Source organism: Allorhodopirellula heiligendammensis, from assembly GCF_007860105.1.
In the GTDB taxonomy this organism is placed as follows: domain Bacteria; phylum Planctomycetota; class Planctomycetia; order Pirellulales; family Pirellulaceae; genus Rhodopirellula; species Rhodopirellula heiligendammensis.
In genome coordinates, this window is record NZ_SJPU01000001.1 from 1,250,774 (window position 1) to 1,269,868 (window position 19,095).

The window sequence follows — 19,095 nt, forward strand, 5'->3', positions numbered from 1 at the left end:
GCTCGGCTGAACACTCACTGCGGACGAAATCGCGGCAGCTCTGCCCCAGGTTTCGACGTTGACTTCCGAGGTTCCACTTTCGGTTGAAATTTCAGTGGTGGCGTTGTCGACAGCTGCGGCAAGGTCGACTGCTGTACTGGCGATTCTCCCCCGGCCCGCTGCAGTTGGTCGAGGAACGCCTGCAACCGCCAATGTGTCTGGGTCCGGGTCGCAACGCACAGAAGTTGCTTGTCCTTCATCGGGAACAGTTGGATTACCGAAACTCCTCCCAATACTTCCCAATCGTCGGGTTCGATGACGGTTTGAATCGTGTGACTCAAAAACTTTGTCGCGATTAATTTCTCGCGCACGTCGCCGTCTCCTGTCAGCGATGACACGTCGTAGATCCGCACAGGGAGCCTGTTGTCGGCGGTATCCTTCGTCGTGATCCGCACCACGCCATGGCGAACTTCGACGACGCAATCGAGATCCTCAAGTGCCGACGAAAGGTGTACCAACAAAGTCTGCGGCGGCGTGTCGACACGAAAACTGATTGGATGGTCGGTCGTAAGACCAATTCCTTCTAATGCGATCGTGTCGATCTCCATCGGACAGATCGATCTAACGGAAGCGACCCAGTCATCCAGCGGAATCTTAATCGCGGTGGGTGCGTAGGGCTGACAAAGGGCTTCCCAAATCGCTCGCTCCTGTGCCCGTGTCATCATGGCGTCGACCGGCCACGATTCGACAACCGTATCCAAGATGGGAATCTCAAGCGTCGGTGACGGCACGTCCTGAGGTTGCCCGTGGCACTGCAGAGTGACCAGCAGACTAAAAAATAGCGATGCGACAAGCGGCGATGGGCCCCTGAGGGGAAAGTTCAATTTCATCGATCGATAACCAATTTCAGCTGATTGGACGAAGGTCGATATGAGGACGATTCCACGCCAGTCTAACTCGCCCGCTATCGGCACGCACTGACGGTCTTCCTCCGGCGACGCATTGCCGACGACGTATTGCCGACGAGCAAAAAATGATTCGATTACAATGAGAGGCTCTCATCCGCTCACCTGAGTTGCTGGAAAATTTCAATGAATCGCATCTGCTTCTCCTTGTTTGCGCTGTTGCTGCTCCCTGTGCTGAGGGCTGACGAACCCAATGTCCCTGCCGCAGTATTAGACAACGCACACGCTGAAGCGGGCAGCGTCCAGCTGAATCTAACTTCGGTGACGTTGCACGCAGCTGGCAAGGGCTGGTTTGAATACTCGGGCACCATCGAGGGATCCGGGAAATTTGCCGTCGATGTGGGGACCTTCGAAGTCGATGAAGCGATTCGCGTCTCAAGACTAATCGACCCAGCCGGGGCGGGCGAAATTCGTCTGGCGGCCGCCAACGACCCAATCCAGCCGACCCCGCTCGCGCCCGATACGCGGACGCTCGGAAATTTGCTGTTGTCGATGAAAGGCCAACCCATCGTTGCCGAGATGCGAGATGGTAAGAGCATCCCAGGACGCCTCGTCGCAATCGAACAGAGAACAGACCGCGTGGACGATGTGAGCGAGGATCGCGAGTACATGACAGTGCTCACCAGCGAGGGGCTCCAAAAGTTACTCGTCGAAGATACAACCGCGATTCGCTCTACAGATGCGGCCTTCCAAGCACGCTTAGAAGCGGCTCTCTCTAGCGTCGCCCGCACCCACGAACTACCCACCAGTCAAATCGAGTTCGTATTCCCGAAGGGTGAAAAACGCCAGGTCACTGTGGGTGTGATGCGACGCGTGCCCAGATGGAAGATCGGCTATCGAATTGAGGACGACAAGTTGATCCATCGGAGTATCGTTGATAATACCTCGGGAACCGATTGGTCAGACGTTGACCTGCGCCTGGTCGATGGCAATCCCGTGCTGTTCGCTATGGATATGCACTCGGTCGCCCGCGCAAGATTTTCCCGCCTCGATCGGCCCGAAGGTCACGTCGCCATGGCACCCTCGTTCAACGAATCGCTCAGCCGCGATGATAGTGCCGAGAATCGCGATCTGCTGGTATCCCCCGATATGGACGGTGAGGGCAATGACGCCGCAGATGCCGCCTTCATGGAAAGCGAGATGATGATGGGTATGGGAGGCTTCGGAGGTGGTTTTGGAGGCGGGATGGGAGGAGGTGGCGCTTTCGGCGGCGGCCCGCCACGCCGCACCCAGACCAAACGTGACGAAACGGGGCTCGATCCCACCGCCGCCATGAATCATGCTCTCGCCCAAACTCAAGATGCGCCAGCAGGCAGTACGCTCGCACTGAATTTCGAAGGCGTTGATTTGCCCAGCGGCGAAACGGCTCTGCTTGACACGGTGGTCTCGCCAATTTCGATCGCGGACGTCTCGGTGTATCGCGAGACCTATCATCCGACTGCGACCCTACTGTGCGTGGAGATCGAAAACAACACGCCTTCCTTGTTGCCATCAGGCCCCCTCACTGTCCTGGCCGGTGACCACCAGCGCTCCATTTTGGGCGAACTGGTACTGCCGGCCCTCGGTCCCCAATCCAAAAGGCTGGCGGGCTATGCCATCGATGGTGGCGTCCGCGTCACCGTGAAACCTACCAGTACAAAAGCTGTGGTCCAAGCGATCACCTTGGATCGGGACCAACACGATATCGAGATCGAGACGCTGCATGAGAGATCGACGGACTATGAATTTCTCAACCGCTCGGGAGAATCCCGCACTGTTGTCCTCGAGTCTGCCGCACCCACCTCACCCTTTCAGTGGGCCCACGGAAGTGAAGAGGGTACTACCTACGAACAGGCTGACCAATTCAACCGTGAACGATTCTCGCTCGGAGATGGAGAATCCGAGACTCGGACCGTGCTGCATCAACATAGCGCAACTGAGTCGAAAGAGTGGGGCGCCATCGCTGTGACCCAGCTCGAGGCCTGGATCAACGACTCAAGATGGGGCGCAGAACTGAAGTCGTCGCTCCAGGGCATTCTGGAATCACGGCGGGGACTTGATCAGACGAACGAACAGCTTGCGTCACTCCTTGCGCTGCGGGGCCAACTGATTCAAGAAATCGAGCGCGTCACTACCCAGCTCACCAGACGGTACAACGGCGCGTCGCTCCCGAAAGAAGTCGTCGCTCAGTATCAAGATCGCCTGATCGCCTTAGAACACCGACGCGAAAAATCCGAGCTGCGGATGCGAGAACTCGAGGCAATCCGACGAACATGGACAGCATCGCTGGGGATGCCTCCGCAGCTGCCCGACGAGCTGCTGCCACTCCGCGCGTTCATCGTTGATACCGACCTACTCCCTGCCGGAACAGCCGACGGCATTTCGCCTGGCGACGACAGCGAAGAGCGGGCGCCGGCGATAACTCCCGACCCGTTCGGTGGCGGAAGTTCGGAAGACGATCCGTTCAGCCCACGTTGAGCGGTTTCGTTAACGAATGAGCATCGTCCTGAACCGATATCTCCGCGGTTGCAACAGGGAGAGCAGGACCTCCTTTCACTGAGGCAGTCACCCAGGCACCACCCTTGTGAATACAAACATCGGACAGCGTCTGCGCGGGAATTTTCCGCTGGACACCTCCGCTAAGGTCACGATTCCGAGCTCGGAAAATGCATCGCCCTGATTTCCAACGATGCATGAGCAAAAGATTCCATCGAATCCCTCGCTGACACATCGTCTTGGGTGGACAATTTCACTAAAACCTCCAGTCCAATCACTCATTCACATTCATCGCGACGCAACGAGCGGGCTGAGGGCTCGATTCGACTCTCACTTATGACATTCTCAGACTTGCTGGCAGTCGCTTGACTGTCGCAATACTCGGGCAGCGATACCGCCCAATGCAGCCAATTAAGTCAAACACTCACCGTCTGAATTGCTGGAATGGTTTTTCGTAGCGTTAGCGCCACGTCACAACACTACCTGGGACCACGTCCCGCCTAGCGAGGATTCGAAGCTTGCCCCGGATAATGCGGACTCGACTCCGCTTCAGCAACGATCCATCTGGCCAGCAACAGCAATTCCACGCTCGAGCATCGAGGCGACTGCCGAGGGAGTTCCACCTTCAGCTTTTTCAGATTTTGAAACTTGCGGTGCGAGTTCACCCCGGACAATGGCGACTTCGCGAGGAGCTTCGATTCCAATGGCGACCCGGTTTCCCGCAATGCGATTGACGGTGATCACAACGTTATCGCCGATGACCAATTTTTCGCCTTCTTTTCGACTGAGAACCAACATGGCTTGAATCCTTTCGATTATTTCTGTTCTAAGGGGTAGTTCTTGAAACTTCGTGATGGAAAACAGTTGCACTTCCCGGGCCAAACGTCGTCTCGTCTGTAACTTTTTTGAGAATTCATGGGTGGATGGCAAGAAAATGCATCATTTCCCCAAGAATTACTCAATTTTGGCTAATGCAGAGCCGACGGGATTGGCTGTGGGTCATGGTCGCTGATTGCACAATTCACGAATATTTCCTGTCAAAACGAGAGCTGATCTCAACATGAGACGCAGAATCTGAGATTTCTCCTCCCGTCCGACAGAAGTAGTATCTGCCAGGGCGGTGACACGTTTGGTCACCCATCCGACAATCGGATTGAAAAAATTGCAAAACCGCTGTAGCAGAGGCCGCATGGTGTCCGAAAACTATCGTGACCAATAGCAGCGTCCCTGCCATCGAAGCAGTGAACCGGCCTTTCTGGACCGAACTTAAAAAATGTTCTCCAGAGATGCCTCAACCCATCTTGAAGCAACTCGCCGCCCCCGCTAACATTCCCACCTCACGTGAGTGAAGTTGATTTCAAAGAAACAACGACACCACGATTCAATCCCCTGTAGCTCAGTTGGTAGAGCAGGCGGCTGTTAACCGCCTTGTCGCAGGTTCGAGTCCTGCCGGGGGAGCTTTTTGAAAAACTACGGAACTTCAACCGTATAGTTAACGCCCGCAGAGCCGAGAAATGGCCCGCGGGCGTTCTTCGTTTTGGCCCCAGTTTTCGCGGCACGACGCGATACTCGTCCTCGCTCCCAAGTTCTCGCGCGTCCGCGATCGAACTTCTCTCGGGCGGGTGTGAAACCCAAGATTACGCCGGAACCCCTGCAAATACCGGTGAAAGATCTCATTCTCTCTGTTTTACTGAGCCACCAGGGTTAACGCCTGATCTCTCTTTGATGCTGCAGAACGGACCCGTCGAAGAGTCGCCCTTAAACCTCTCTTGAATCGACAGAGAGGTTCGCGCGCGAACTTTTGCACCTGCGCGCGAACCGATCCTCAGTGGGGATCTCTCTCTAATTAACCTTGGCTCGCGCGAGATAAACCTTGGCTCGCGCGCGAACTCATTGTCGACCAAATCTCACGCCGAAATTGCCACGTTCTGGCCGTCATCCAACTTCGCCGTCGGGTAGATCAAAAGCATCCTGGTGAAACGTCATTTGGATCTTGCCTTCGTCGTGCGTGTACACGATCTGTTCGAAGACCTTGGGCAGCATCGAGTCTCCGTTACGTATCTCGCCGGCGTACACCGGATTATTAAGCAAGTCGCGGATCCTCCCGCTGATCCAACTCCCAGTCTTGCCCTTTCCGCCCGGCCAACGCTTCAAGTTCGCTAACGCCGCGATCGAGCTCAGTGTGGCTCCATCAGCCGCCAATTGAAGAATCTCGCGAACAATCACTGCCTCCTCAATATCCTGAACTAGCTGCTTCGTTTTTGGATCGGCGCGGTACCCAAACGGCGCCGGTCCAGCAACACGTTTGCCTTTCGACTTCAGCACCGCTCGTGAATCGGCCATGCGTTCCCGAGTCATCTCGAGTTGAAACTCGCTGGCTGCTGCCACGATGTTACTGGACAATCGACTCGCCGCAGACAATCCAAAGTTCGGATCCGTAACGACAATCAAATCCACGTCATATCGGTCGAACAGTTCCATCAATCGCGCCGTCGCCTGAAGATTACGTGACAATCGATCTGCGCGGTCCACGATCAGACGTCGAATCACCCCCAGCTCAATCTGTTCGATCAGTCGAGATAATGCAGGACGATCCAATGTTTCGCTCGAGCCACCATCATCGACAAAGACTTCTTTGATCTCCCAGCTGAATGCCTCTGCCGTGTCACGACAAATGGCTTCTTGCACCTCGCAGGAACTAAGCTCGCTTTCGTTCGGCCGAGACTTCCGCGCATAGATGGCCGTGACCGCGGGCGAGTGCATGAGAAATGATTCCAGAGGCAGCTTGGATGCAATCGTGTCGCATATGATGAGAATCGTATTTTAGCCGAGGCCGTTTCGGATCACATAGAGTGACGTAGATCGCCTTTTTGCCTCTCGAACAATTGGCTTGCTTTGTACGGCATGTTGCCGTACAATTGAGTGGTTGTGACAATCCGATCTCGGGAAATAGCGATGGAAACCAAATCCGCCCGCATTGAGACGCGACTCTCCACTAAGCAGAAAGCGCTCATCGAACGCGCGGCAGCCTATCTTGGCCGGAGTGTCTCCGATTTTGTGCTGGGCAACGCGGAACAAGCTGCCAAGGCGGTCATTGAAGAGCACGAGCGGATTCAGCTTGACCGAACCCAGAGCCGTATGCTTGTCGATGCACTTTTGTCACCACCGTCACCGAACAAAGAGCTGCGAGCTGCCGCGAAGGAACATCGCAAGAAGGTGACAAGTCGGTGAGCGAATACGTCTGCGAGGGACTTACCAAGAAACACAATCGCAAAGACTTTGATTGCGGCGTTGAAGCCCTCAACGACTACTTGGTGCGATTCGCCAGCCAGGACGCCAAACGGAAAGTGGCCGCCGTGTTCGTCTTCACAGCGTCAGGGGAACCCGATCGCGTCGTCGGTTACTACACACTCTGCGCAACATCGGTAGAACTGAGTGGTCTGCCCGAGGAAGCGGTTAAGCGTTTACCTCGCTATCCGCAGGTACCCGGAGTTTTGATCGGGCGTTTAGCCCGCGATGTAGGGCATCCAGGACTTGGGCGATTGCTCCTCGCTGACGCGTTATCTCGCTGCGCACGATCGGCAAAAGAGATCGCCGCCGCGGTTGTCGTCGTTGATGCGAAAGACAAACCGGCCGCCGATTTCTATTCGAGATTCGGCTTCATTTCGCTACCAAAGATGAAGTCCCGTCTATTCCTGCCGATGGAAACAGTCCAGAAACTCTATTCATCTTGAACGCCGCCCCACTAGGGGCATGGGCGAACAAAGTATTGCGATTTCGTCGTTTGGTAAGTGTACAAATGTCTACGCTTCAACGCCATTTGGATTCATAGTGCAAGAATGAATCGCGGGTTGAAGTCTCAAGCGCACCGAATCGAAAAAACTAACTCGCGGCTTTAATGGAACTAACCTTGCCCTTAATCGCTGCTAACACTGCTTTGATGCGGGAGCGGTGCTTTCGCTGGTAACCCCGCTGCCAGAAACAAGCCAAGGCGGTTTTGAGCTTTTTTGAAAAACGACGGAACGAAGTACCGTCCAGTTAACGCCCGCAAGCCCCAATTCAGCCCGCGGGCGTTTCTCGTTTCGGCCCCAGTTTTCGCGGTGTCACGCCGCTTCTTCCCGGCCGCCCACCTCTCGCGCGTCCAGACGCTGGCATCTCCGAGACAAGCGTGAAACCCAAGATCTCGCTCGAATCCCCGCCGAGACCGCCAAAACATCTCACTCTCTCTGTATCACAAGCCCAACCGGGTTAACGCCCGATCTCTCTTCGATGCGCTGGCCCAACCTGCTCGCCGGTGCCCCCCCGCAAACCTCTCCCGAATTCAGCCAAGAGATTCGAGAGAGACCGCGCGAGATATCGCGTTCATCGAACCTTTCTGGGTCTGCAGCGACGATTTGGGGCGAAGGAGTGAGTTCCTAGAGCTAGTCCGCAAGAGGCTTGCCGACGCAGCGAAAGCCGAGGCAACGACCGCGTGCGTTAGGATTTCGGCCTCGACGATAACTTGGGCGACAAAGTTCGATCGGGCCAACCCAGCTTCCGCCTCTTTCACTACGAACGACCGGAGTCTGTTCGCCGTCGTAACCGTACTCGTTGAGCAGTTCGCGCAAATCCAATTCGACGAGCTCGAGCAATTCGGCGTCTTCAACCAAGTCGCACTTATTCATGAACACGACCAAGTGCGGCACGCCAACTTGTCGGGACAGCAACAAGTGCTCGCGAGTCTGCGGCATCGGCCCATCAGCCGCAGACACCAACAACACAGCGCCGTCCATTTGAGCCGCGCCGGTGATCATGTTCTTGATGTAGTCGGCGTGACCGGGACAGTCGATGTGGGCGTACTTGCGACCAGCAGTTTCGTACTTCACGTGCGAAGCGATCACGGTCACGGTCTTGTTCTTGTCACGAACAATGCCGCCTCTGGCGATCGATTCGTACGACTTGTACTTGGCCAGTCCCTTCTCGGATTGTACACGCAACAGGGCCGAAGTCAGTGTCGTTTTGCCGTGGTCGATGTGACCGATCGTGCCGACGTTGACCGACACCTTGCCATTTCGTGTCATTTCGTTCTGAACCATAGCTCGCAAACTCCTTGGTAAAGGAAACGTTTCGCACCGATCGCCAGCGAGCGAGGTGAGCAGCCTCGGCAACCTTTTTGCCCTGCGTGAGCACCAGATGAACGGAAACGAAGAAACAGGAAACGCCGTCAATCACGAACCGGCAATCCACAAAAAAAGCCCGCCAAGTAAATCACCAAGCGGGCTTTGCGAATCGTTTTGAACTTAATCTTCAACCACGACGCACCCTCGCCGTCGAATGACGAGTCGGTCGTTGATGATGTTGATGTTGTGGTGAAAGCAGTCATTGGGTTTCCAGAATTGACGGACCGAAGCAGAGACACTTATGAGTGAGACTGGTTCGCTTTATTTCGTAGTGGACGAGGCCACGAGTCCTAGCGCAAGGGATTCGTCGCCTCATCCTCTACGATTTCACTGCAGCCGCAATCGTACGAGAAGATCGTTCAAGTCATCACGAGCCGACGGCATTTCTGGAAGCTTGTTGGCTTCGTAGGCCGACTCGAGTTCGGTGGTGAGTCGCTCGTATTCTCGCTTGTGGAATTCCAAGTCGGCAGCTTGAAGCATTCCTTTTTCGGGTCCAGAACGCTTGCGGTCCACGAGTTCGTCGATGTACGGGAGCTTTGCCGACACGTTCAATGTGATCAGGTTGGCTTCGACCTCGCCGGTGCGCATCAGGTGGATCCCCGTCAGCAGCACGCGATAGACGTACAGCAGTGGCTTGACGCGCGGCGGTGACTCCTTGGCGAAGAGCTTCCACTGGGTCGCGGCAAATCCGAGATAGTGATGTGCGTGGTGACGCGTGATGCAGTTCTTGGCGATCGACTTGAGTTCCTCGTGCTTGGGAGTGCTGAACACCACCAGCGGCGAGAAGATTTGCTCCAGCACGTACCCATTCCGCTTCAGCATCAACCGAAAGAACTTTTCCACGTCGTGCGTGACCAAGTCGATTTCCAGACCGTCGTAGATGCCCTCTTTCTCCACGGTTTGATCACCTTCATCGAGTCCAACAACGGTCTCCAGCGGCAGCATATGAACGCCACGGAGATCAAAGTCGGAATCGGGAGAAGGGAAACCATAAAGATGGGCTCCACTGATGGTCGCGAAAAGCAACGGGTACGGATGCGACTCGACGTGCTGAAAGAGTTTTTCTTGTGGAAGGTTCATGGTAGTGGACGACGCGAGGAGTCCCTTTCTGGTTCGGGAGGATCGAAGGACTACTCGCCTCGTCCACTATCGTCAGTCTTCCATTGTTGCATTCCTTGCTTTTTTAACCGTGAAACAATGCGATCAAACCGATCCCAAAAGCCCACCGCGAACGGCTTCAGCTCCGGATAGCCTGGAACGATACATCCCGTAAAGCGATACTCCGCGAACCGGTCAGAATCGACAATGCCACCTCGTTCTGGATTTCTTGCAACGTAGTCGCAAAGTCGTTGAAAACTCGCCGCAATGCGTTCTTCATCAGTCAGTACATGATCATAGGCTTGATCCTGAAGCCCAAAACCAATCTTTTCGAGCGATTCGTTACAGCGAGGACGAAAATGCTTCATTGCATTGATTTGGTCGCAACCGGAGTAAAGCCCCATCCATATCATGTGAACGTGATCGGGCATGAGACAGAAGATTGGGCAAGCCAAACCGTATCGGAAAATCGTATGAGTGAGGAGTTCACGGAATCGGTAGTAGAAAGTTGACCTCAGCCATCCAACTTTCCGATCCCGAGCAGTAATTGTCCAATGGACGATTGCCTCGCCCTGGTAGTATTGCCTCGGTAAGCGTTTCAAATGATCGCGTTTCATCGGTAGCCCAATTGTAGTGGACGACGCGAGGAGTCCCTATTGATCGAGGAGTCCCTATTGATTTGGTCGCCCAATTGTAGCGAGGAGCCCCTTCTCAAAGTCCCGAAGCAGTGATTATCCGGTGGACTCGTCGCCTCGTCCACTACGGGAGTTCGTCCTCCATCGCTCGCCGGCGTGCGTCGACGAGGAATGCGTTGGCACGCTCGTAGTCGGGACGGTCCGGGAGCTTGGTTGTTTTGAAAGCAGACTCAAAATCGCTTTGCAGTTCCTTCCGCCATGAGTCTGCTTCAGCGAACGGCATTTCACCTCGTTTGATCATCAGCAATTGGTCTCGATACTGACCGACGTCCACCATCATCTCACCTGAACGCAAGACATGGGTTCCAGACAGCAGCAACCGAATCAAGTGCATCACGTGCTTCCACTTCACTCGCCCCTGATTGCGGATGTCGGTTTGCATCTTCTTGAACTGTGACGCGACGTATCCGGAAAACGTCTGGAAGATGAGCTTCGAGAGGAATGCAGATCGCATCTCGAGCAGTTCTTCACCCAGCGGAGTCGCCGACTCAACGATTGGGGAATAGAGGCACTCGAGCACATTCGGGTTCGCCTTCAGCGCGAGCACAATGAACTTCTGCAGTTCCCAGTAAACCTCTTGCGTCTCATCGTTTTCCAGTTGCTCCGGAACCCCGAAGAGCGACCAGTGCAGGTCGGCCGTCGGCAGGTAGATTCCACGGCGATCGGTGTCCGACGCTTCGTCTTCCAGGCCGTAAGCCCGCGATCCGATCACGCAGCGATAGATCACGCGATCGTACAAGCCCGAACTCATCAACGGCGCATCGTTATCGCGAATGCTGTTGGACGTGAACTCCGCCAGCCGAATGAGTTGATCGTGATGGATCGGAGCCTCGAACCCGTCACTGAACTTCACGCGGTAGGCGTGGGTGCGATCGACTGGCGACCGGACGATGACACCGACAGCGCCCGCCGGGTGCGCAATGCGGCCGCCCGCCGCCATGACTTCTTTCTGAGCGACCACCTGTGTGCCGACACTGTAGATAAGTGATTGTTCCGTCACCGAAGTTCTTCCGTTGAAATCGATTTCAATAAAGTCTCTACCAATAAACGTACCCACGCGTTCATTCCGTCTGTCTCGACTCGAAGGAGGAGATCTCGGTTTCCAGGAATCACATGGAAATGTGGAAATGGCAGAGAATTCAGTTACGCCGTCAGTCGCTCCCGCCCCTTCTCCGTGTCGACCTCAGCAATTGCCTCCGCCAGACTCTTCGGCTTGGAAAACTCGGTCGCCGATAGGATCCTTACAGAGCGTGACAAGCGGGAATTGACTGGACGACACTGTAGAGACAGATTTTAGCGGGATGGGAATGGAACGGCGAGCGGTTCGATAGAGTAGCCAGCTTGGCTTGGCGAATGGACACTCCTGTGTTGAGCACGATGGGCCGGTTGGATCACGCCTATTGTAACATTCCCATTGACCCAACATGGGTTGCCGTTATGAATCGTCCAGGACGGTGGACCAAGTATCTCGGATGACTTCGAGTTTTCTCTCGACGGAGCGGAGGGAAATGTTGACTTTGTCGGAGATTTCGCGATTGGAGTGACCGGCCAGCCGCAGGCGGACGATCCAGCGCTGGAGATCGTCTCGGAGCAGATCCAACAGCGTTTGAAACTGTTCGTCCATCAGTGCAAGCAGTTCGGGTGACGGGGCGTCGGAGATGATTTCGGTAAATTTACCGGGTGAACTACCGCTGGCGGCGAGGACCGAATCGCCTCGCACCAAACCGAGTCCGCGTTTTTTGCTGGTTTGACGCCGGACTTGATCGACGGCTTTATTGGATGTGATCGCGACCAGCAGGACCCAAAGATCGTGGCGATTCTTCAGTTTTTCGAAGCGACCGTTTTTTGCACCGTCACAGAGAGCAAAAAAAACCGTGGTTGCGATGTCTTCTTCGTCCTCGACACGGCGTTCGGCATTTCCCAGCCGATTTCGAGCCAACGAGACCAGCCGATCGAAATAGCGTTCCCAAAGCTCGGCCGCGGCGTCCGGTCGGCCTTCCTTTAACCGCTCGATCATCAGCGTGACGGAATGTGAGGTGGTTTTCGGATCAGGATGGGGGTCTGTCATTGAAATACAGTCTCAAAATGGAATCCAACGGTTTACTGACGTTGGCTCGTCAATCGTACCGGCACACCGCCGCACATTCTGAACTCTTTTCGTCGGATTCGGATTTGGCGACGCAATTAATTTTTGTTGGAAATCGTGGCGGTGGCATGACTTCGTTTGCGAGCCACAGGTGACGGGGCATTCGATTGCCAATGACCCAGCGCATACACGAACCGAAAAGTGCACGACAGATGAACATCCCAGCATTCCGCCCATTTCGAAAACGATCAAAGTCAAGCTCCCAGGTGGCACGGAGAACGGCACCGCGTCGGATGCTGGTGGAAAAATTAGTAAAGCGAGAACTGCTCGCGGCGGATCTCGGCATCGTTGACGAGGGGTTGCAATCCGGGTTTCTTCAGGAGCTACAAGACTCGATCAATCACGACATCCTTTCAACCCCCGCACCGTTGGTCGGCAGCGCGTTGGCAGGAGAAATCAACGCCGTGCAAGCCCAGACCCAGACCTCGCATTCCAACCAGTGGTTCAGCCATTTCGAAAACGAGTTTGCCTTCTTGGACTTAGATTCCGATGCGACGGTCGCGGAGGTGAAATCCCAATTGGCCGATGTACTGGGTGTCTCTCTGGATTCGGTGCAGGTCACCGGGAACGATGGTGATAGCGAAATTCGTTTCGACATCACACTTGTCGATTCGATCAGTCGCGAAGCAGCCGTTGCGTTGGATTTGATCGGCGCGGATCCTGAAATCGAATTGTTGCTGGGCACCGAGGGGCAAGTCGATTTGGATTTGGCGGTGCAGTATCAACTGACCTTTGGGGTGATCGAGGACTCCGATGGGACCAGTTCATTTTATTTTGATACGGAAGCGGCGGACGAGTTGATCATTGATTACACGGCCACCGTGCGAGAGGATTTTGATTCTGGCAAGGGTCGTGTCGGAGTTTTCATTGCCGACTTTAGCGAGTCGCCAAATCATGAATCCCAATTCTCCGGGACTTATACGATCGATGTTCGGCAAGCGGCCGCGGGCGGAGTTGCGGTGGATGGAACCTTGGTCGGCAGCGGGGCAGTCCACTTGGATATTGACGCGTCCTTTTTTCCAAACATAAACCTGAACACAGACCTGATCAATTTGGGAGTCACCGCGGAGGGACGCGTTGAGTATGACACGCAACTCGTTTTTGCTGACGGTGAAAATGACAATTCCGGCAACGCCGTGACGGTTGGTTTGGACGAGGTCGCGATTGACTTAGGACAAATCTACTCGGACTTCATCGATCCGTTTGTTCGAAAGCTGCAAGATCAATTGAGGCCGGCCGCACCGGCGATCGGCTTTTTGACCGAGCCGATTCCAGTGATCAGCGATCTCTATGAGATGTTGGGCGAAGCTCCCGTGACGGCGCTCAGTCTCGCTGGCGTCGAGCCTGATGATCCGGCTTCGATCGCGATTCACGCGGTGGATGCCATCCTGGGCTACGACGGATTTGGGTTGAACAGCGAAAACATCCAGTCGCTGTTTGACATCGAGTTCGCAAAGGTAGACTTTGATCCGGAGGCCATCCGCGATCTCGCCGACGAAGCCGGCAAGAACATCCGGGATCTGAAGGAAGGCTTGCTGGGGCTTGATCTATCGAACACTCTTGCAACGCCTGAGGGGCAAGCCGAATTTGAGCGGAGCATGGAGTGGGGGACGGACTTTGGCGGTGCGTTTGATCTTCCATTCTTGACGGACCCTGAAATCCTGGCCGGTTTCCTAATGGGTGACACGTCCGGAGAGTTGGTGACCTTTGAAGTCAGCGCGGGGCTCGAGTTTGAAGCGGGTGTCTCAATCCCCATCGCGCCCTTGTTGAATTTGGCCCAGCTCAATGCGGGCCTGTCGGTCGAACTGGGGCTTGAGTTAGCCGCCGGCTATGATGCATTAGGCATTGCCCAACTGGCTTCGGTTGCGGACTTTTCATCCGAAGCGGCCTTGGAGCAGAGCCTGGAAGATAATCAGGATCTGCTGATCAGCGGGTTCTACATGGATGACCGCAACGACTTGGCCGGCGTGGTTGGCGAGGGCGAAAACAGTGACCATGACGCGCCAGAAGTCTCGCTCACGGTGATTGCCACCGGAGGGATCTCGGCGGGGTTGGATGCCAAGGTCGTCAAGGCAACCATCGGCGGTGAAATTTTCCTCGCAGGAACGCTCGAACTGGACCTCAATGATCTTCCCGACCCCGACGTGGGTGTTGAGCATTGGGAGGATGTGCTATCCCCTCTCTGGACACCCAGCTTTTTGGACTCCCCGGACCAGTGGAACTATGACGGTCGGATACGAGCCGCGGAGCTTGTGACGATCGTCAACGAAAATCCGCTGGCCGTCGCAAATGTCAACGGTAGCCTTGCGGCGGGACTGTCCGCTTCGGTGACGGTGGAAACCTTTGGCTTTACCGTCTTTGACAAGACGTGGGAACTGGCGCGGGTGACGTTGTTGGATGGAACGCTGTTCGAATCGGACGATGCGGAGCTATTGCTCAATGCCAATCAATCGCAGCTTGGTCAGGTCGTTGACGGTGAATTGCAGTTGTTCATGGGAGACACCGCGTCGTTGCGCACGGATGCACGACCGGATGTCGCCGACGAGACCTTTACGATCAGGTCTCTTGGGCAATCAGACGGCGGTGGTGAAACACTACTTGCTGTCTTTGAAGCCGATGGGGAATCCTACCTCCGCATCTTTGAAGGAGTGACACGAATCGTAGGTGCCGGGGGAGAAGGAAACGATCAAGTCACTGTTCTCGATGGTGTCACGTCCGATGTGACGTTGGACGGTGAGGGGGGCGACGATACGTTCTTCGTCGATACCACGGGGGTCGCGACTCTGCGTGGCGGAGACGGGCAAGATCGACTGATCGGTGGAGCGGGGAATGACACTTTGATTGGCGGCGACGGGGACGACTATCTCGAAGGCTTCGGCGGCAATGACCTCCTGATAGCTGGGCTGGGTAGCGATACGCTCTACGGAGGTGCCGGCAACGACTCGTTGTTTGGTGACGGAGGGGAGGATGACCTGGACGGAGGTGTTGGCGACGATTCGCTTGAGGGAGGCAATGACGACGACATCCTACGCGGTGCGGAGGGATCCGATTCGATCAACGGTGGCACGGGTGATGACACAATTCGATTTGGTCTGTTGCTCAACGACCCCGATTCGATCGACGTGTTGCATGGTGGAGCAAACTTTGACAAAGTCGAAATCTATGGGACTGAAGAGTCTGATGAGCTGACGTTGGAATCGTTGGCCGACACGCCGGGAACCTTTCGCGTTTCCAGTGACCTGGCGAACTTTCAATTCCGTCTGCCCACCAACGCGCTGCAACGCGATATTGAAGAAGTCCGCGTGAGTGGATTGGGTGGGGATGATCTTGTGAGTGTGATCGGCGAGCTGAACGTCGGGACCGTCGTCGTCGACGGAGGAGAAGGAAACGATACGATCAGTGGATCCGATGGCCGAGATTTATTGCTTGGCGGTGGGGGAACGGACACGATCCTTGGCAACGGCGGCGACGATGTGATCCATGGTGGCGAAGCAGCCGACGCGATCTTTGGCGGTGAAGGTCAGGATTCGATTTACGGCGACGCCGGTGATGACGTTATCGACGGTGGGGCCGGATTCGATGTGATCTATGGCGGCGAAGACGATGATGTGATTCATGCCGGTATCGGACTTGCCGGAGGCGTGATCTACGGCGATGCGGGCAATGACACCTTGTTCGGCGGTCATGGTGACGATGAAATCCACGGAGGTGTCGGTGATGACACGCTGGCTGGCGGCGGTGGCGACGATTACCTCCGTGGCGGTGAAGGCAACGACTCGCTCGCTGGTGGCGTCGGGATTGATTTTGTTCAGGGTGATTCGGGAGATGACATTCTGTTTGCAGTCGTCGATCCGGCTTTGCACTCGTCCGATCTTGCCGACAGCCAGATCAACGACTTGATCGCTGAAACTCAGACGGCACAAGATCTCGCCAGCCAGACCGACGCATTGCATTCACTCTTGCTCGAATTTGCCATGGGAGGATTGACCAATTCGCAGCAAAACGACTTGAAAGATGCACTCGAGGGGTTGAAATTACGAGTCAACGAATTGGAACAAGATCGCATCGATGCCACACTCGTCCAGCTTATCAGTCCTGAATCTGAGATCGGCAACCCCACGGTCATCAATACCCTAATGGGTGGTACAGGGAATGATCAATTGTTCGGGTCAATTTTTTCGGATGCTTTATTCGGCGGCGAAGGGCATGATTCGTTCGAAGGTGGTGGCGGTTCCGATACGGGTGACTCCGTCGAAGCCGAGATTGAATTGCGGGATGAATTAAACAACCTCGTTCTGACGGCGTCGCAGGAAAACGGAATCCTGGAGATCAGGGCGACCGAAGGCCGGGACCTACTGAACATCTCTCAATCCGATCGGATGGTATCCGTTAAAATTGGTGCCCAGGAGTTTTTGTTCTCGCCCGTCGACGATCGGGCGTTCTCCGAAATCCGGATTCTAGGTCTTGGTGGCGATGACTACATCAAAGCGACAGGCACATTTGATTCCCTTTTGCGTCTGGAAGGAGGACAAGGCAACGACATTCTCAATGGCAGCGGTAGTGGCGACATTCTAGACGGCGGAGATGGCGACGATTTGTTGTTGGGTCACGGCGGCGATGACGAACTGCATGGTGGATCCGGTGATGATCGGTTGCAAGGTGGTGAAGGCGACGACTCGTTGATCGGTGGCCAGGGAATCGATCGACTTTCGGGAGACGATGGCAACGATGAACTGTTCGCAGATGATGGTTCTGTCGATTGGATCTCGGCCCTCGAGCAACAAACACCGTCGGACAGGGCGAGTGGTCTCGCATTTTCGATCAAACGTTGGTCGATTTGGAGTGCGATTGACCCCAACGACCTGAACTCAGTTACCGAGCCCGTTCTCTTGGAATCGCTGAACGGTGGAGCGGGCGATGATGTTCTTTTAGGATCGGACCTGGACGACTCGTTGATTGGAGGATCGGGAAATGACCAGATTTTGCATACGACGGGTGATGATCACGTGTTTGGTGGACTCGGTGATGATCGTTACACCTATCGATTCGGCGACGCCAGCGAACGGATTGAGTTGTCGCTCAACGAAAGCGGCAACATCGTGGTCAGACGCCAAGATCTGTCCCAGTCTGCGTCAACCGCAATCGAACTGGTTCATCCGCAGGGCAGCGAGATTGAATCGATCGGCGTCGAAGCGCTCGGTGGCGACGACCAAATTCACGTTGAGTTTGGAAACAATGCCCTGATCGATCTACACCTCGATGGTGGTGCCGGAAACGACTTGTTTCACATTGGAAAGGCACCGGTGAACGTCACCGTGATGGGTGGCGTTGGTGATGGCGATCATGCCTTCTTTGAGACCGGTGACGCTTCCCCTGATCTCGTTCCAAGCGACAGTCTTTTAAAGGGGCAAGCGGACTACGCTTTTGCCGGACTCGAGATTCTGACGCTGAAAGGGGACTCCCGAAGCAACACTCTCGATGGCAGAGGATTCACCGGTGAGACACATTTGTTCGGAAAGGCGGGCGATGATCTACTGTTGATCGGAAACGGCGGCGGAACGGCTGATGGCGGCTCGGACCACGACAGCGTCCAGATACATGGAACGTCGATTGATCTTGACGGTAATCATGTCGTTCATTCTTCGCAAAACATTTTTTCTGCCGGCACGAATTTGGTGGACGTCGAATCGGTCAGTCTTCACGGTAACGATGGTGACAACTCATTGATGGTTCTCCATCGAAACAACGTACAAGTCTTTGCGGGCGGGGGAGACGACCTCATCATCTTCGCTGGTCAGAACCATGAAATCTGGGGCGGTGATGGCGACGACCAAATTATGTCGCTGGATTCCGAGTGGGTCCCTCAAAACAACGTCATCTGGGGAGGAAGCGGCAATGACATCATCACGGGAAGCATTGGCGTTGACATCATTCACGGCGGCGACGGAGCAGACCTGATCCGAGGGGAAGGCGGTAACGACATCATTGAGGGAGGCAGCGGCAATAATGAACTTCATGGCGGAGACGGAGACGACGAAATCCGCGGTGGCGAGCATGTCGATCTGATCTTTGGCGATCGAGGCAACGATCGGATTTGGGGGCTTGATGGAAATGACATTCTTCACGGTGGAGATGGAGACGACTACATTCGGGGGGCATATGGAGATGATTCCATCTACGGCGGCGATGGAAACGACTCACTGTATGGTGATTCAGGAACCGATCACATCTGGGCCGAGAATGGTGACGACTGGGTCTACGGTGGAAAGGATGGAACGCGTGACTATCTCGACGGTGGTTCCGGTCACGACCGAGTCACGCAGTACTACTACAAGTACGGTTTCCTAAAACTCAAAAAACGCTGGCAAGAAGAACATTCCGGTTTCGAGGAGGAATCCCGGATCAACTACAAGTGGTAGGGTCGACGGTGTTTTGCGATCTGCGCTGTGGAGGTTGTGCACCTCGGGAACGGTGGGGAGGTGAATTTTCCGGATGGGCAACCTGCGCGAGTCGATGATTGTGATTCAAGTCGTGCCGATTGTCCTCTCGATAACCAATGTATCGAAAATTCCATACGA

13 protein-coding genes and 1 tRNA gene are annotated in these 19,095 nt (G+C 55.1%); 5 read left to right on the plus strand and 9 right to left on the minus strand.

Translation table 11 applies throughout. The annotated features are described in order from the left end of the window. Nucleotides 1–14 precede the first annotated feature (14 nt). Entirely contained in the window at nt 15–869 is an 855-nt protein-coding gene (locus Poly21_RS04750) for a hypothetical protein (protein WP_146405806.1), read from the minus strand. A 201-nt stretch (nt 870–1,070) separates the two neighbouring features. Between Poly21_RS04750 and Poly21_RS04755 the strand changes: the two genes are divergently transcribed. Beyond that, entirely contained in the window at nt 1,071–3,401 is a 2,331-nt protein-coding gene (locus Poly21_RS04755; protein WP_146405807.1) for a hypothetical protein, read from the plus strand. 567 nt (nt 3,402–3,968) lie between these two features. On the opposite strand, the gene Poly21_RS04760 is transcribed toward Poly21_RS04755, so the two are convergent. Next, nucleotides 3,969–4,217, minus strand: coding sequence for a carbon storage regulator (locus Poly21_RS04760; protein ID WP_146405808.1), 249 nt, complete (start codon nt 4,215–4,217; stop codon nt 3,969–3,971). A 587-nt stretch (nt 4,218–4,804) separates the two neighbouring features. Here Poly21_RS04760 and Poly21_RS04765 point away from each other — a divergent pair. Beyond that, a tRNA-Asn gene (locus tag Poly21_RS04765) sits at nt 4,805–4,877 on the plus strand. A gap of 477 nt (nt 4,878–5,354) precedes the next feature. On the opposite strand, the gene Poly21_RS04770 is transcribed toward Poly21_RS04765, so the two are convergent. Then, complete coding sequence (locus Poly21_RS04770) at nt 5,355–6,182, minus strand: recombinase family protein (protein ID WP_146405809.1); 828 nt, start codon at nt 6,180–6,182, stop codon at nt 5,355–5,357. A gap of 192 nt (nt 6,183–6,374) precedes the next feature. Here Poly21_RS04770 and Poly21_RS04775 point away from each other — a divergent pair, with 192 nt between their 5' ends. Then, on the plus strand, nt 6,375–6,650 hold the full coding sequence (locus tag Poly21_RS04775) for a type II toxin-antitoxin system TacA family antitoxin (RefSeq protein ID WP_146405810.1): 276 nt from the start codon (nt 6,375–6,377) through the stop codon (nt 6,648–6,650). Further along, on the plus strand, nt 6,647–7,153 hold the full coding sequence (locus Poly21_RS04780; RefSeq protein ID WP_146405811.1) for a GNAT family N-acetyltransferase: 507 nt from the start codon (nt 6,647–6,649) through the stop codon (nt 7,151–7,153). Before Poly21_RS04775 ends, Poly21_RS04780 begins: the two co-directional genes overlap by 4 nt. A 687-nt stretch (nt 7,154–7,840) precedes the next feature. On the opposite strand, the gene Poly21_RS04785 is transcribed toward Poly21_RS04780, so the two are convergent. From Poly21_RS04785 to Poly21_RS04805, 6 genes are all read right to left on the minus strand, one after another. Next, nucleotides 7,841–8,494, minus strand: coding sequence for a GTP-binding protein (locus tag Poly21_RS04785; protein WP_496109471.1), 654 nt, complete (start codon nt 8,492–8,494; stop codon nt 7,841–7,843). A gap of 128 nt (nt 8,495–8,622) precedes the next feature. Next, nucleotides 8,623–8,781 (minus strand): hypothetical protein, encoded by a 159-nt coding sequence (locus tag Poly21_RS27030; RefSeq protein WP_302117589.1) that lies wholly within the window; start codon nt 8,779–8,781, stop codon nt 8,623–8,625. Between the two features lie 124 nt (nt 8,782–8,905). Then, nucleotides 8,906–9,658 (minus strand): nucleotidyltransferase domain-containing protein, encoded by a 753-nt coding sequence (locus tag Poly21_RS04790; RefSeq protein WP_146405812.1) that lies wholly within the window; start codon nt 9,656–9,658, stop codon nt 8,906–8,908. 50 nt (nt 9,659–9,708) lie between these two features. After that, nucleotides 9,709–10,107 carry a hypothetical protein gene (locus tag Poly21_RS04795; RefSeq protein ID WP_302117590.1) on the minus strand — a complete coding sequence of 133 codons (399 nt, stop codon included), beginning with the start codon at nt 10,105–10,107 and terminating at the stop codon, nt 9,709–9,711. A 328-nt stretch (nt 10,108–10,435) separates the two neighbouring features. After that, a complete protein-coding gene (locus Poly21_RS04800) occupies nt 10,436–11,311 on the minus strand; it encodes a nucleotidyltransferase domain-containing protein (RefSeq protein ID WP_146406866.1) in 876 nt (291 codons plus the stop codon). Nucleotides 11,312–11,806: 495 nt separating this feature from the next. Continuing rightward, nucleotides 11,807–12,439, minus strand: coding sequence for an ECF-type sigma factor (locus Poly21_RS04805; protein WP_146405814.1), 633 nt, complete (start codon nt 12,437–12,439; stop codon nt 11,807–11,809). Nucleotides 12,440–12,756: 317 nt separating this feature from the next. On the opposite strand from Poly21_RS04805, the gene Poly21_RS04810 reads away from it, so the two are divergent. After that, entirely contained in the window at nt 12,757–18,936 is a 6,180-nt protein-coding gene (locus tag Poly21_RS04810; protein ID WP_302117591.1) for a calcium-binding protein, read from the plus strand. The last annotated feature ends 159 nt before the right edge of the window (nt 18,937–19,095 follow it).